Source organism: Arcobacter sp. F155 (assembly GCF_004116455.1).
GTDB lineage: Bacteria > Campylobacterota > Campylobacteria > Campylobacterales > Arcobacteraceae > Halarcobacter.
This window is the reverse complement of the sequence record NZ_PDJU01000001.1, coordinates 282,025-296,923: the sequence shown is the minus strand read 5'-3', so window position 1 is coordinate 296,923 and position 14,899 is coordinate 282,025. Positions and strand designations below refer to the sequence as shown.

General features: G+C 27.3%; 14 protein-coding genes. 4 read left to right on the top strand and 10 right to left on the bottom strand.

All coding sequences use genetic code 11. The features are described 5' to 3' along the window. Complete coding sequence (locus CRV03_RS01480; protein WP_129083367.1) at positions 1-2,622, bottom strand: transporter substrate-binding domain-containing protein; 2,622 nt, start codon at positions 2,620-2,622, stop codon at positions 1-3. A 77-nt stretch (positions 2,623-2,699) separates the two neighbouring features. Further along, the gene (locus CRV03_RS01475; protein WP_129083366.1) at positions 2,700-3,047 is read right to left on the bottom strand and encodes a cupin domain-containing protein; all 348 of its coding nucleotides are present in this window, start codon (positions 3,045-3,047) and stop codon (positions 2,700-2,702) included. A 228-nt stretch (positions 3,048-3,275) separates the two neighbouring features. Here CRV03_RS01475 and CRV03_RS01470 point away from each other — a divergent pair, with 228 nt between their 5' ends. Genes CRV03_RS01470 through CRV03_RS01455 form a run of 4 tightly spaced genes read left to right on the top strand, consistent with a single transcriptional unit; the run spans position 3,276 to position 8,563 of the window. Further along, the gene (locus tag CRV03_RS01470) at positions 3,276-4,619 is read left to right on the top strand and encodes a TolC family protein (protein ID WP_129083365.1); all 1,344 of its coding nucleotides are present in this window, start codon (positions 3,276-3,278) and stop codon (positions 4,617-4,619) included. Continuing rightward, positions 4,616-5,371 (top strand): efflux RND transporter periplasmic adaptor subunit, encoded by a 756-nt coding sequence (locus CRV03_RS01465; protein ID WP_129083364.1) that lies wholly within the window; start codon positions 4,616-4,618, stop codon positions 5,369-5,371. The genes CRV03_RS01470 and CRV03_RS01465 overlap by 4 nt, the downstream gene beginning before the upstream one ends. Continuing rightward, a complete protein-coding gene (locus tag CRV03_RS01460) occupies positions 5,364-6,893 on the top strand; it encodes an efflux RND transporter permease subunit (RefSeq protein ID WP_129083363.1) in 1,530 nt (509 codons plus the stop codon). Before CRV03_RS01465 ends, CRV03_RS01460 begins: the two co-directional genes overlap by 8 nt. A gap of 8 nt (positions 6,894-6,901) precedes the next feature. Beyond that, positions 6,902-8,563 carry an efflux RND transporter permease subunit gene (locus CRV03_RS01455; RefSeq protein ID WP_258238971.1) on the top strand — a complete coding sequence of 554 codons (1,662 nt, stop codon included), beginning with the start codon at positions 6,902-6,904 and terminating at the stop codon, positions 8,561-8,563. Here CRV03_RS01455 and CRV03_RS01450 read toward each other — a convergent pair. The 8 genes from CRV03_RS01450 to hisB all read right to left on the bottom strand — a co-directional run bounded on the left by CRV03_RS01450 (position 8,553) and on the right by hisB (position 14,899). Beyond that, positions 8,553-9,554, bottom strand: coding sequence for a hypothetical protein (locus tag CRV03_RS01450; RefSeq protein ID WP_129083362.1), 1,002 nt, complete (start codon positions 9,552-9,554; stop codon positions 8,553-8,555). The two genes, CRV03_RS01455 and CRV03_RS01450, sit on opposite strands and share 11 nt — an antisense overlap. A gap of 81 nt (positions 9,555-9,635) precedes the next feature. Next, positions 9,636-11,759, bottom strand: coding sequence for an ATP-binding protein (locus CRV03_RS01445; protein ID WP_129083361.1), 2,124 nt, complete (start codon positions 11,757-11,759; stop codon positions 9,636-9,638). Next, positions 11,756-12,217, bottom strand: coding sequence for an N-acetyltransferase (locus tag CRV03_RS01440; protein ID WP_129083360.1), 462 nt, complete (start codon positions 12,215-12,217; stop codon positions 11,756-11,758). Before CRV03_RS01440 ends, CRV03_RS01445 begins: the two co-directional genes overlap by 4 nt. Further along, positions 12,207-12,809, bottom strand: a complete 603-nt coding sequence (yihA, locus tag CRV03_RS01435; protein WP_129083359.1) for a ribosome biogenesis GTP-binding protein YihA/YsxC — start codon at positions 12,807-12,809, stop codon at positions 12,207-12,209. The genes CRV03_RS01440 and yihA overlap by 11 nt, the downstream gene beginning before the upstream one ends. Beyond that, on the bottom strand, positions 12,809-13,297 hold the full coding sequence (locus CRV03_RS01430) for an LptA/OstA family protein (RefSeq protein ID WP_129083358.1): 489 nt from the start codon (positions 13,295-13,297) through the stop codon (positions 12,809-12,811). The genes yihA and CRV03_RS01430 overlap by 1 nt, the downstream gene beginning before the upstream one ends. 14 nt (positions 13,298-13,311) lie before the next feature. Then, positions 13,312-13,842 (bottom strand): hypothetical protein, encoded by a 531-nt coding sequence (locus CRV03_RS01425; RefSeq protein WP_129083357.1) that lies wholly within the window; start codon positions 13,840-13,842, stop codon positions 13,312-13,314. Beyond that, entirely contained in the window at positions 13,833-14,330 is a 498-nt protein-coding gene (locus CRV03_RS01420; protein ID WP_129083356.1) for an HAD family hydrolase, read from the bottom strand. The genes CRV03_RS01425 and CRV03_RS01420 overlap by 10 nt, the downstream gene beginning before the upstream one ends. Further along, complete coding sequence (hisB, locus tag CRV03_RS01415) at positions 14,327-14,899, bottom strand: imidazoleglycerol-phosphate dehydratase HisB (protein WP_129083355.1); 573 nt, start codon at positions 14,897-14,899, stop codon at positions 14,327-14,329. The genes CRV03_RS01420 and hisB overlap by 4 nt, the downstream gene beginning before the upstream one ends.

Here is a 14,899-nt window from a genome sequence, read left to right as displayed (position 1 = left end):
TTATTCAAAGGTGTAAGGTATTTCTATAAAGAACTTTGCACCATTTTTTGTATTCTCTACATAAAGTTTTCCCCTTAAACTCTCAGTAACAATTTTATAACTCATATGTAATCCTAAACCTGTACCTTGAGATTTATGTTTTGTAGTAAAATATGGATCAAAAATTTTATCAATTATCTTTTCAGGAATTCCCTTTGCATTATCTTCAATAGTTAATAAAAAGTATTTCTCTTTTTTCTCTAAATTTAGTTCTACCCATGGCTCTTTTATATCATTTTCTTTAATTGCATCCTTGGCATTATTTATTATATTTATAAGTACTTGGTCTAACTCTCCTACTATTGTAGTAAAGGTAAATTTTTCTTCATCTATATTATTTTTTAATTGAATATGTCTACTCTTTAATGAATCACTTACAATACTAATTACTAAATTTAATCTATCTTGTAAAACAACCTCTTTTAACTCTTTTTTCTCTTTTAAAAAGTTTCTAAAGGTTTCAATTGTATTTGATAAATATTTTGTAGTACTAACTATACGATTCATATCCTCTGATATGGTGTTATATTCAGGTTTATTTCCTAAATCTATATTCAAACTAATACCTGAAGAAATAGTAGAGATTGTACTTAAAGGCTGTCTCCATTGGTGAGCTATATTCTCTATCATTTCTCCCATTTGTGCTTGTTTTGTTTGGGACTCTAATTGTTTTATATGAGTAATATCAATTACACTTATTACTCTAATATTCTTATCTTTTAAGCTTGAGTCTCTAAATAAAGCATGAAACTTACTTCCATCTTTTCTTTGTGCTAAAAGCTCAATATTATCCTCTGCATTTTCTCTTTCTTTATATGCTAATTCTTTTGATTCCCCTGAAATAAAATCATCAAAAGTCATACCTTTCATATCTTTTTTATTAAGATAAGCAAATATCTTTACCGCACTTTCATTTGAATCTACTAACTTATCTTCTTTAAAAATCAGTATTGCTTCCATTGTAGAATCAATTAATTGAGAAAACTCATTAATAGATTTTTTCATTAGGTATTGTTTATAGATAAAAAGTAAAAGAACCAAAGTGAAAAATAAAAGAATTTTCCATATCAAACTGTAATCAATAGTTTTCTCATATTTTATAACAATCCAGTTATTAAGTATTTTCTGTTTTTGCTCTACACTTACACTATTTATTAGTTTTTCCATAATATCAACTAAAATAGGTTCATCTTTTCTTACACCAGAACTTAGATTCCAATATATATCAGCTTCTCCAGCTATTTTTAGCTGAGTTTTTTGCTCTGATTGAAGAGTATGGCTAATTGTTGCAAAAGAGTCTACATATCCAAAAACCTCTCCTTTTGCTACTAAGTCTAAACCCTTTGAAATATTATCAACATACTCAATATTTAGATTAGGATATTTTTCTAATAAACTCTTTGCTACACCATAACCTTTTACAATTGCTATTTTTCTATCTCCTAAATTGTTAAAGTTATCAATAAATGAAATATCTAATTTTGTGGCAATTACAATTGGTATTTTTAAATATGCAGATGTAAAGTTAAAAAATTGTTCCCTCTCTTTTGTATGAGTTATAAAAGATACCATATCACATTTCTTATTTTTCATATATTCTAAGGATTGACTCCATGAGTCTGTTTTTACTGTATTGAATTTCAATCCAGACTCTTGTGAAAAAAGTTTAAAATAATCGGCACTAAGACCAATATGATTACCTCTTTTATCAAAACTCTCATAAGGTAACCAATCTGGATCAATACATAGATTTATACTTTTTTTCCTATCTAAGTACTCTTGTTCTTTTTCATTAAAAATAACATTTGAACTATTAGCTTTTCCAAACCACTTTTTATTTAATTCTTCAATATCATCAATTGAAGTATTATCATAGGCTTTATTTATTATTGAAATTAAAATAGAATTTTCTTTAAGTGCAGCATAATGATGATTATTAAGTCTTGCTCCATACATATTTTTAACAGAGTTTGAAATTTTTAAATTAGTATATCCATACTTTTTGATATAGTAGTTAGCTACATTATTACTATTTACTATGGCATCAATTTCACCAATACTTAAGGCATTTAGTTTCTCTTCAATATTTTCATAAAATACCATTTTAATTTGAGGAAATCTTTTAAAAAACTCTACTTCACCCCAACCTTTTGAAACACCTACTTTTTTAGCAAAAAGCTTATCTATATTATCGATATCTTTTTCATTTTTTCTAATTATGTAACTTTGAATAACTTTAGAATAACCAGTAGAAAAAGACATTGTTTTTTCTCTTTCTTTAGTTTTATAAATAGTATGAATAATATCTAGTTTCCCACTGTATAAGTCTTCTAGTAATTGAGTCCAAGGCTTTGTTGAATATTTAATCTTAAGGCCACTATCTTTTAAAATAAGTTCCAATAGGTCAATTGAGTATCCTGATGGTTTGCCATTTCGATTAAAATCATAAGGTTCATAATCAAACTCATTGGAAACAGTTATATATTTCTTATTTTCTATATATTTTAGTTCTTCATCATTGAAGATACTTTTAGAAAATAAAACACTAGAAAGAAAAAGTAAAATAGAAAGTAACTTAATCATAATATAATCTTTTATAATAATGTTATATTATAGTATATACTTCTTCCTTATAAATAAGTAATAAAAAAAAAGTTATTTTATATAAAAGTTATTTCATCTTCTTTAGTAGTAATCATACATAAAAATTCATAATCACTTCCATAACAGGCTTCATAGTAATGTTCAACTCCTGCTGGAATATAAATAAAGTCACCCTGCTTTGCTTTATACTCTTCAGTTCCTACAACTACTTTTGCCTCACCACTTAAAACAAACTGTTGATGTTGTATTATATTTGTATGATTTGGCATTGATCCACCACTTTTTAAAACTATTTTTCTAACAATAAAATCTTTATCTTCATTTGGTGTTAAAACTGCGATACTAGCTTTGTCCGTTTTAGGAATATGGTTTTGTTCAAAACTATTTGAATCTTTTAAATACATACTTATCCTTTTAAATTTATGAAAAATATTATACTATAAATAAAAGGATTTAATTAAATGGAAAACTTACAGAATGAAATTATAAGCTTTATAGTTATTGCTATTGTTGTGTTACTTTTGGCACTATTGACTAAAAAAACAGAAGATAAATATAAATAAATTTTTCTTATAATTGTTTTATTTAAATTTTTAATGTATAATCCCACTAAATAAACTCTAGGAGTATATATGCATAAGTTGATATTATATATATTATTACTATCAACACTTAGTTTTTCTCAAACAATTAGCTTTGATAAAGCATTAAGTTCAACTATTGAATATAGTAAAAAAATCAAACAGCAAGAAATAGAGATAAAACAAAAACATGAAGACTTAAAAAAAGTACAATCTTTCTCTTATGGAAATATTGACTTAATACATGAAGCAAGTAAAACAAACCATGCTGGTCATGTATTTAATTCAAAACTTTCATCAAGGGAAGCTACCTTTGAGGACTTTGGATTTTCGCAATTTGGACAAGCAATCACAACAGAACCAGAGGACTTAAACTATCCAGATAGTAGAAAAAACTTTAATACAAAACTTACCTACTCTATTCCTTTATTTACAGGTTTTAAACTTTCAAGCCAAGAAGATATTTTATCTTTACAAAAAAAAGCAGAGCAAATAAAACTAAATATAGATATTAACTATTTATCACTAGAGGTTTTAAAAGCTTATAATAATGCAGTTGTTGCAAAAGAGTTTTTAGAAGCTTCTAAAAATGCCTTAGTTGCTGTAAAAAAATATGAAGATACTGCAAGTGAGTTTTATAAAGAGGGTTTGGTAACAAAGATTGATAAAAAACAAGCCCAAGTTAAAAGACTAAATACACAAAGTAGTTTTATTCAAGCAAAAAACAATTTTGAATTATCATTAGCTTATCTTAGTTTTTTAACCGGAATTGAAAATATAACAGATGTAAAAAAACTTAAAAAATATGAGATAAATAAAAATATAGATACTTCTTCTGCTTTAGAAAAAAGAGATGAAATAAAAATACTAAAAACTACAAATAACCTTTATAAAAAGAATATCCAATTAAATAAAGCCACATATTATCCATCTGTTTATTCATATGTTGAATATGGATTTAATGACAATAAAATCACGTCAAATGATGAGAAAGATTACTACATGGCTCTTGTTGGAGTTAAATTTACAATTTTTGATGAAACAAGAGAACATGACTTACAAAAAAGTAAACTACAATATAAAAAATCTCTTCTTCAAAAACAAGAGTTAGAAGATAGTATTAAATTAGAAGTAAAAAAAGCAAAACTAAATCTTAATGCAAAAAGTAAAGTATTAGAAGAGAAACTAAAAGCAAAAGAGTTAGCATATGAAGTTTTAGAACAATCAAAGCTGATGTATAAAAATAAACTAATCTCTATGTCTGAACTACTTAAACAAGAAGCTATTTATAGACAAAATGAAGCTGAATTAATTTTATCAAAATATGAAAACTCACTTGCTATGGCACAATTTAATCTAGCTTTAGGAAATGACTTATTTAAAGGGAACAAATGAAAAAGATACTAATATTAACTATTTTACTGATTATAAATCTACAAGCACTTGAAATAACTGGTACAGTCATTTCAGACAATGAAAAAGTGATTACAAGTAAGTTTATGGGTTTAATTAAAAAAGTAAATGTAAAAGAAGGAGAGTTCGTAAAGAAAGGACAAACTCTTTATGAAATAGACTCTTCAAATATTGATAGTCTAAAAAAAGAAGCCCTATTTAATAAACAAATCTTAGAAAATAGTCTTGAAAATATAAAACTAAACTATGAAAGATATGAAAGATTATATAAAAAAGATTTAGTATCAAAATATGATTTAGAGCAATTAGAACTTAAATTCAAAAATACAAAAAGTCAATTGAATATTGCAAAAGCAAAGGTAAAAGAAGTTCTAAAACAGTATGATTATTTAAAGGTAAAAGCTCCAAATAATGGTTTAATCATTAAAAAAAGTGTAAAACAAGGAGAAATAGCAGTACCCTCTATGCCTGCTTTTATTCTTACAGATTTAGACTCTTTAAAAATAAAATCTTCAATTTCAGAATCAGCTTTACAAGTAGTTAAAATAGGAAATAAGGCAAAAGTTAATATAGAATCAATCAATCTTCAAACTACAGGTGTAGTAACTTCTATAATTCCAGATACAAACAGTATGACTCACTCTTTTATCATCAAACTTTCATTTGATAAAAAAGATAAACAAGTCTATCCAGGAATGTATACAAAGGTATACTTGGAGCTAAATAATGAATGATAATTTAAATATTGCAGGGAAACTAGCAAAAACCTTTATAGAACACCCGCTTACACTTATTTTATCAATCTTTATACTTATGCTAGGATTTATCTCTTTAGAGTTTATGCCAAGAGAAGAAAACCCTCAAATAAAAGTTAGTGGAGGAGCAGTTATAGTTGCACTTCCAGGAGCAAAACCTAATGAAATACAAAAGGTAATAATAGAACCACTGGAAAAGAAAACTAAAGAAATCAAAGGGGTTGAATATATTTATTCATATGCAAAAGACTCAGTGGGAATAGTACAAGTTCAATACTATATTGGAGAAGATAAAGAAGAATCAAACCTAAAGCTATATGACCAAATCATGAAAAATATAGATATGCTACCTACAGGAGCTTTACCTCCGATAGTTAAAACAATGGATATTGATACAGATATTCCTATTGCAACCCTTGCTTTTTATACAAATGATAAGATTTTAAGCCAAGCAGAACTATATAATGAAGTAAATAAATTAGGCCATGAAATAAACAAGATTGAAAATGTAGCCTTAGTTGATTTAAAAGGAGAGAAAAAAGATCAATACAATGTACAAATTGATGCAAATAAACTTTCTCAATATAACCTATCTATAGGACAAATTGCAAATAGAATAAAAGCCTTAGCTCATACAATGCCAAGCATAAAAAGTGACAACTTGCAAAATGATTTAACAATTTTAAATATCAAAAATGCAATAGAGTCAGAAGAGGATTTAGAAAACATAATTATCTCATACAACTATGGTGCGGCTGTCTATTTAAAAGATGTTGCAAATATTGAAAAATCATATGATATACAAAATAAAAAAGAAGCAATACTTTATACAAAAGAGTTAAAAGATGGTATTTCTCAAACAACTCTTACAGTTTCAAAATTAAAAGGTTCAAACTCAGTTACTATAAATGAAAAGATATTCTCTTACATGGAAACAAAAAAAGATGAGTTAGCAAAAAAAGGTATAAAATATGTTATTACAAGGGATGATGGATATACAGCAAACAATGCTGTAAACTCTTTAGTACAAAATCTATTAATTTCTATTTTAATCATTGCTATTTTACTTATCTTTACACTAGGAGTAAAAGAAGCAATGATAGTCTCACTTCTTGTACCAATGATTTTATCTCTAACTTTATTTGTAGGATTTTTATTAGATGAAACCATAAATAGAATTACACTATTTGCACTAATAGTAAGTCTTGGTATGCTTGTAGATGCAGCTATTATTGTAATTGAAAATATAGTTAGACACAAAAAAGAAGATAAGGAAAAGCTTGATATAAAAGCCTTATCAATAAATGCTACAAATGAGATTGGGAATGCTACAAATATTGCAACAGTAGCCATTATCATGACTTTTATTCCTATGTTTTTTGTTGGAGGAATGATGGGACAATTTATGCACCCTCTTCCTGTTTTTGTTCCTATTGCACTTGTTGTGTCATTAGTTGTTGCATATGTGTTTACACCATATTTAGTTAAAAAGTTTCTGTAAGGATTTAGATGATGAAATTAGAAAAATTTATTTATAATATACTTGAAAATCCTTCTAAATCTATTGTTGTTTATGCAATAACCTTAGGACTTTTTATTTTAAGTATTTTAACCTTTCCTACAGAAATCACAAAAGCTAAAATGCTTCCAAGTAAAGACTCAGATACTTTTTCGGTATATGTTGATTTAAAAGATGGTTCATCAACAAAACAGACAAAAGAAGTAACATCTTGTATTTCTAAGATACTTATAAATAAAGAGCTTGTAACAAATATCTCTGTTTTTATAGGAGAGGGTCAACCTTTAGATTTTGCTGCTCTTGTTAAACAAAGTGCTTTAAAAGATAAACAATCTCAAGCTGAGATAATGGTAAATATAAAAAAAGCCTCAAATAGAAATATACAAAGCTACAATTTTGTAAGTAATATTAGGGAAGAACTTCAAAACCAGTGTTCAAAGTATGAGGCAAATATCAAACTTATAGAACTACCTGCTGGACCACCAGTTTTGGCCTCTATTGTTGCTGAAATCTATGGAGGAAACTCTTTTGAAAATAGACGAGAATTTGCACAAAAAGTTGCTAAAGTTTTAGAAAATCAAGAGACTTTAGTAGATGTTGATGTTATGGCTGATGATTTATATAGTAAGTTTGAAGTAAGTCTAGATAATAATAAGATAATCCAAAGTGCCCTTTCTTTAGAACAAGTAAAAAACACTCTATATTTAAGCTTTGAAGGTTTAGAAGTTGCTGTTGTAAATGAAGAAGATAAACAAAGTCAGATACCTATATTTTTAAGACTTGATAATAATAGAATTTTTAATGAAAATAGCAAAGAAGCTATCTTAGAGCAGTTTTCAAAATTAAAACTAATAAATAAACATGGCTTTAAAGTACCACTTAGTGAACTTGTACGTATTAAAGAAGTAGAAAAAGAAGCAACACTAACTTCTAAGAATCTTGCAAAAATGATTAATGTAATTGCTGAAACAAATAAAGATAGTCAAATATACCCTCTGTTAGACGCTAGAACACAGTTTTTAAAAGATTTTGATGATAACTATGAAGTTACAAAAATAGATATGTTAAACCTTGAATTTACCCATAAACTAACAAAAGAAAAATTCAAACTTATATGGGATGGAGAGTTAAAGGTAACTATAGATACTTTTATTGATTTAGGTGGAGCATTTATTATAGCTTTAGTATTAATCTTCTTTTTAATGGTTGTTTATTATAAAAGCTTTGCTCTTTCAGGTGGAATTGTATTAGCCTCTTTTGTCTCTATTATTGGAGTTATTTTTGCACATATTATAATGGATGTTATAACAACAGATACTTTCTATTTAACTGCAACTTCTTTGATTGGATTCATTGGTCTAATTGGGATTAACTCAAGAAATTCAACACTTATAATTGATTTTTCTAAACAGTTAGTAGAGGAAAAAGGCCTTAGTATAAATGAAGCAATAGCAAGAGCTACTGCAACAAGGTCAAAACCTATTATTCTAACTGTTTTAACAATGGTATTTGCTTCAACTTTACTTGCAACAGATGCAGTATTTGGTGGCTTAGGTGTTGCTCTTATTGGAGGAACATTGATGTCTTATGTTGTATCAATGTTCTTTGTTCCAGTAATTATCAAAAACCATGTAAAAAAGATTATTGTTTAAACTGGTTTATCATCTGCAAAATTTCAGACTCTTTAGCACTATTTTCTCTTATATCTTTAGATAGTGCTAAAGTATCAATTGTTTTCATTGCTTTTTCTATTCTTTGAAGGAAGTTTTTTGAGTCTTCGTCTAAAGAGTTTTCTTCACTACTTAAACTATTTTCATTGTTTTTTATAACAACTTCACCACTAACCCTTTTTTGCAGTTTTGCAATCTCTTTTTCTGCATTACTTAACATCTCTTCTACTTCACTTTTAGAGTAGTTGCCCTCTTTGCTTTTCTCTTTTAACTCTATTAAAAGTTTTTGAATTGTTTCAAGTTCAGAAGTTGTAAAGCCAGTTTTTAAAAGAGATAAAATATCTTCATACAATGCTTTTGTTTCTTCAATATTCTCTTCTTCTTTTTGGGCTGTTTCTTCTTTTTTAGAGCTTGTATCATCATCTTCTACACTATTACCTTTAAAAAAAGATAATACATCTGAAAGAAGATTAATCATCTCACTTGGATCTCCTCCAAATTTTTGTGCATTTTGTTCCAAGGTATCTATTTCATCTTCAAAGTATCTTTTAATAGAACCCAAAGAAGAAAACTCTTCTTTTACATTTTTAGGAGGGTTTCCAGAAACTATATTTCCATTTTCATCTTCTACTAGCCCACTTGAAAAAGAAGACCAAAGATTAACGTTTAACATCAAAAATTCACGGTCATCCATTCCTGATATATACTCTATAAAATCATTTCTTAGGTTTTCATCTCTTTGCAAAACTGTACCATCAAAATAGTGTCCGTTATCATTTTTAAACCAAGTATTGTAACGTTGGATTCCAAGTGCATTTTTTTCTTCAAACTGTTTTTGTTCTTCTTCTGACATATTAGAAGAGATTTCTTGAGTAGTTTTTAAATATGAAGAAAATGAATCTTCTGAAGTAGTTTTCTCTTTCTTTGAATAAGTTGTTTGAGAAAACATTTGTGTATCAAGTGAGATTTCCACAGCTTAACCTTTATAATCAATTATATCTTTAATAATATTTTTTTTGATTATATATTCTTTTATATTAAAAGAAAATCACTTTTAAGACAATGGGATTTTAACTGTAAAAACAGCTCCTTCAGAATTGTTTTTTATAGATAGTTGACCTTTACAATGGTCATTAATGATTATCTTACTCATATAAAGACCTAAACCTGTTCCCTCTTTAGACTTTTTAGTAGAAAAGTATGGATCAAATACTTTTTCCATAATATTAGCTGGAATTCCTCCACCATTATCACTAATCTCTATATAACAAAACTCATCTTCGCAAGAAGTTGATATCTTAATCTCTCCATTTGATATTTTGTTTTCTAAAATAGCATCTTCAGCATTTTTAATTAGGTTTAAAATAACTTGATTTACTTCAGAAGCAAAAACATTAATAGACTCATAACAATCAAAATCAACTGTAAGTTTAATATTGTTCCCCTCTAAAGAGTTTCTAACAATGTTAATAGAGTTTGAAACAATATTCTCTAAAGTTGTATTTGTCTTTTGTTTATCACTTTTAAAGAAGTTTCTAAAGTCATCAATAGTATTTGATAAGTGTTGAGAATAATCAGAGATTAAAGAGATTTCTCTTTTTAGTTCTTCATCATTTGGTCTATCTTTTATCATCATTCTAAGTAATAAGTTGTTTGTAGTAGCAGAAATAGCTGTTAAAGGCTGTCTCCATTGGTGAGCAATCATAGAGATCATTTCACCCATTTGAGCAAGTCTGCTTTGTTGTAATAGCTGCTTTGTCTTCTCTTCATTTTTCTTAACTTCTTGTTTTACTTTATCTTCTAAGTTATGAGTTAATATATTTAACTCTTCTTCCATCTCTTTTCTTTTATCAATATCTCTTAAAACAACATGTATTAAGTTTTTATCATCAATTGTAATTGTTGTTAAAACAACTTCAAGCCAGATATTTTTATTTCTTTTATTTTTAAATACAAATTCAAAAGAGTTTGAACCCTTTTCAATAGCAGTATCAAGCATTTTATAGATATTAAAAACAGAAGATAAACCACTTGGCTGTTTTGTAGGAAACAAGTCTGCAATTCCTAAACCTAAAAACTCTTGTTTATTTTTATACTTTAAAACTTTTAATGTGGCATCATTACAATCAATAATCTCTTTAGTATCTAAAAGCATTAAAAAAATACCGTCTGTAGACTCATGATATATCTTTTCAAAAAGCTCTTTTTGTTTTGCTAATTGATTTGTTTTAGATTCTAACTCTTTTGTCTTCTTTTCAATCTCTTCATTTGCCTCTTGAAGTTTTTTATTATGTCTATTTAAAATATATTGTCTATAAAATAAAATCACAAGAACTAAAAGACCAATAAAACCTATTTCCCAGAATCTTGAAAAATCAACTACACTTTCAAGTCTAACAGAAAGCCATCTATTTTTAATCTCACTTGATTCTTTTTGAGTAATTGATTCTATTCCTTTATTTATAATAGGAATTAGCTTTTCATAATCACTTCTAACCATAAATCTAACATCAAAATTAAACTCAGTTGTTCCACTTATCTTGATATTTTTAAACCCATAATCTGCAATAATAAGAGACAATACAGGTAAAATATCAACTACAGCATAAACTTCACCCCTTGATAAAAGTTTTAAGGCTTCGATATTATCATCTACTTCAACAAACTCTATCTTTGGATATTTACTTTTTAAGATTTGATAAGTACTATAAAATTTACCTACTGCTACTTTTTTGTTGTTTAAAGATTCAGTATTTGAAATATATTGTTTATCTAAAGTTGTAGCAATTGCAATTGGGTAAGAGACATAAGGTTTAGAAAACCTTCCATAATAGAGTTTATTTTCCGTTACAGCTGAAGATAAAGCTACATCTGCACTTTTGTCTTTTATAAGCTCCATAGCCTCTTGAAAGCTATTTACAGGCTTACATTTAGAGTCAATAAGTGTTTTATTCTTTATAAGTTGCCAAAAATCGTGTGAAATACCAATAAGCTGTCCATTTTCTTCAAAATTAAAAGGTGGCCAGTTTTTTGTTGCTACACATCTAATCTCTTTTTCGATTAGGAAAAGTTTTTCTTCTTTTGTGAGTTTTACTAAATCAGTTTTATTTAGAACAGAAGTGTCTGCTTTTAATAAAATAACACTAAGGCCAAATATTAAAAACAGTATTTTTTTCATAGGTCATAAACCATTGCTATTTCATTACATACTGGGAAGTGTTTACATCTAATGCAATCTGCCCAGATTTTATGTTCAGGAATATCTTCTTTTTCAATAGTTACAAAACCTAAACTTTTGAAAAAACCTTCTTCATAAGTTAAAGAAAGTATTTGTTGTAGCTTATATTTTCTACCCTCTTCTATACAGGCTTGAACAAGTTTTTGCCCTAGTTTTAAACCTCTAAAATTTTTAGATACAACTAAACTTCTAACTTCTGCTAATCTTGCAGAGTGAATATGTAAAGCTGTAAATCCTGCCATTACTCCGTCTACTTCTACAACAGTATATGCTCTAATAGTATTAGCCATTTCATCTTCTGTTCGTAAAAGAATATTTCCATTTTCAACCTCTTCTTTTACAAGAGCTTGCATTGTGGCAATATGAGTAACATCAGGTTTAAAAAATTTAATTTCCAAATAGATATCCTGTAATTTTATTTTGAAGTTGTTCTAAACCTCTTTTTTTCAAGTTTGAAATAAAGATTCCATCAGGGTAAGCTCTTTTTAGCTTTTGTAAATCATTTTGCTTTAATTTGTCAATCTTTGTAAAAGCATGAATAATAATTTGATCCCCTCTTTTAATTGTTCCTAAAAACTCATCAACATTTTTATCAATAGCTAAATCAGTATGTCTAGCATCAACTAAATGAACAAAAATCTGTAAACATGGTCTTTCTTCTAAGTATCCAGTTAAGTTTTTATTCCAGTCTCTTTTTAAACTTTTTGAAACCTTTGCATAACCAAAACCTGGTAAATCTACAAATCTTGCATAAAGATATGGTAACTCTTCATTGCCTGTTTTAAATTTAATCTCAAAATAATTAATAAGTTGAGTTTTTCCTGGTGTTGAAGAAGATTTTGCTAAACCTTTTCTATTTGTTAAAGTATTTAATAATGAAGATTTACCAACATTAGATCTACCTAAAAAAGCAACTTCTGCTCTATCAGGAGCTGGAGAGTCTGTTATACTTTGTGCTGAAGTTAAAAATTGTGCATCTACTATTTTCATTATTTTTTACCACTATCTATATTTAAAATAAACCTAACTGGTTTATTATCTGTTCCGCTAACTTTAGCATTTCCTGTTTCTTGATTAATGAAAATTTTCTCACCATAAAGTTTTCTATCTTCTGTTACTTCATTTAAGTAACCTTTTCCAAGAACTGTATACTCTAGTTTCTTTGGGTCATAGATAACTTTATTTCCTTTTCCTTTATAGTGCTTACCATTTGAAAAAATTGTAAAACTTACATTTCCTGTTGCAATATATTTTAAAGGCTCTAAATTTTGTCCTTGAGACTTTGGTTTCATATAAACTTCTAATTTATTTGCGTTTAGCCTATCTTTTGCCATCTTTAGTTTTACATTACCTGTAAAAATAGAGATACCTTTTTTATCATCTGTTTCAAAATTTTTAGCATCTATAATAAGTTTTTCTGTATTTGCATTTGCGAAAACTAAAGTTGAAGCAAGTGCTAGTTTTAATAATAGTTTCATTAAATTATATTCCTTTATTTATTCTTCATATCTATTTCAAAATGTGTATTATTTGATTTCATAAAATAACTCTTCATATCTAAATATAGATTGTCACCTTTAATAGTATTATTATAGTAATTACCATTAAAAGGAAGAGTATTTGTTACAATCTCTTCTTTTGCATTATAAAAAAGTTCATCTGTATTTAAAGAGATAAAATCTTCTCTTTTAAATCTCACATTTTTAAAGAACTTATAGATATCTTCTCTTTTTACAATAATATCAGAGTATAAAACATCTGTCACATAGTTGTTTTTACTATCAAAGTTTTTTAAAGTTAATGCACCTTCATGCATTACATCTCTTTTTTCAAATCTATAAACTTCTTTTGCATAAACAATTCTATTCATACTATCAGTTGTTAGTGTATACATTGTAGAATCATTAAATACTAATAAAGGAGTTTCTACTTCATTATCTTTTTTAATTACATTTTCGACTGGTATAAAGTAGCTAGTTACTGATAAAACTAGAAGAATTAAAACAAATGCTCTTATAACCATGAGTTTACATATTCCTCTTCAATTCCATCTTCTTTAATGATATATTCAATCATCTCTTTTACTGCACCACTTCCACCATATGCTTCACATCTTATATTTACTACATCTTCAATATATTTTGAACCATTTGCAGGAGTAAATGAAAGACCAGCTTTTTTAAGCATTTTATAGTCATTTAAATCATCACCAATAGCTGCAACTTGGTTCCAAGATAAGTTTTCTTCTTTTAAAATATTTTCTAAAACTTCATCTTTATTATGAATACCTTGATGAAGATGCGTAATATTTAAATCTTTTGCTCTAGTTTCAACTATTTTAGAGTTTCTTCCAGTAATAATTGCTGCTTTTTTACCAAGCTTTTTTGTCCACGTAGCAATTGCTAAACCATCTGCAACATCAAATGATTTAAGCTCATCGCCACTATTAGTGTATGTTATTTGTCCATTTGTTAATGTTCCATCAACATCAAGAACAATTAACTCAATCATAAAACACCTTTTGTACTAGGAACTCCTAGTTTTTCATTTCTTGCCATTGCTCTTCTTAATGCAACTGCAAAAGCTTTGAAACTAGCTTCTAAAATGTGGTGTTTATTTCTTCCTCTTTCATTTATAATATGACAAGTAAGACCTGCGTTCATAACTAAAGCATGAAAAAACTCTTCTGCAAGTTCTACATCAAACTCACCTACTTTTCCACTTAAATTAACTTCATAAACTAAAAATGGTCTATTTGATAAATCTAAAGCACATATAGTTGCAGCTTCATCCATAACTACAGTTGCATTTCCATATCTTTCTACATTTTCAATAGGAAAAATTTCATCTTTAAGTGCTTTACCTAAAACAATACCACAATCCTCTACCGTATGGTGAGCATCAATATGTAAATCTCCATCACAAGATAAATCAATATCAATTCCACTATGTTTTGATAAAGCTTCTAGCATATGGTCAAAAAAACCTACTCCAGTATTTATATTTGATTTTCCATTACCTTGAGTATCTACTTTACATTTAATATCTGTTTCTTTTGTTTTTCTATTTATCTCTGTCAT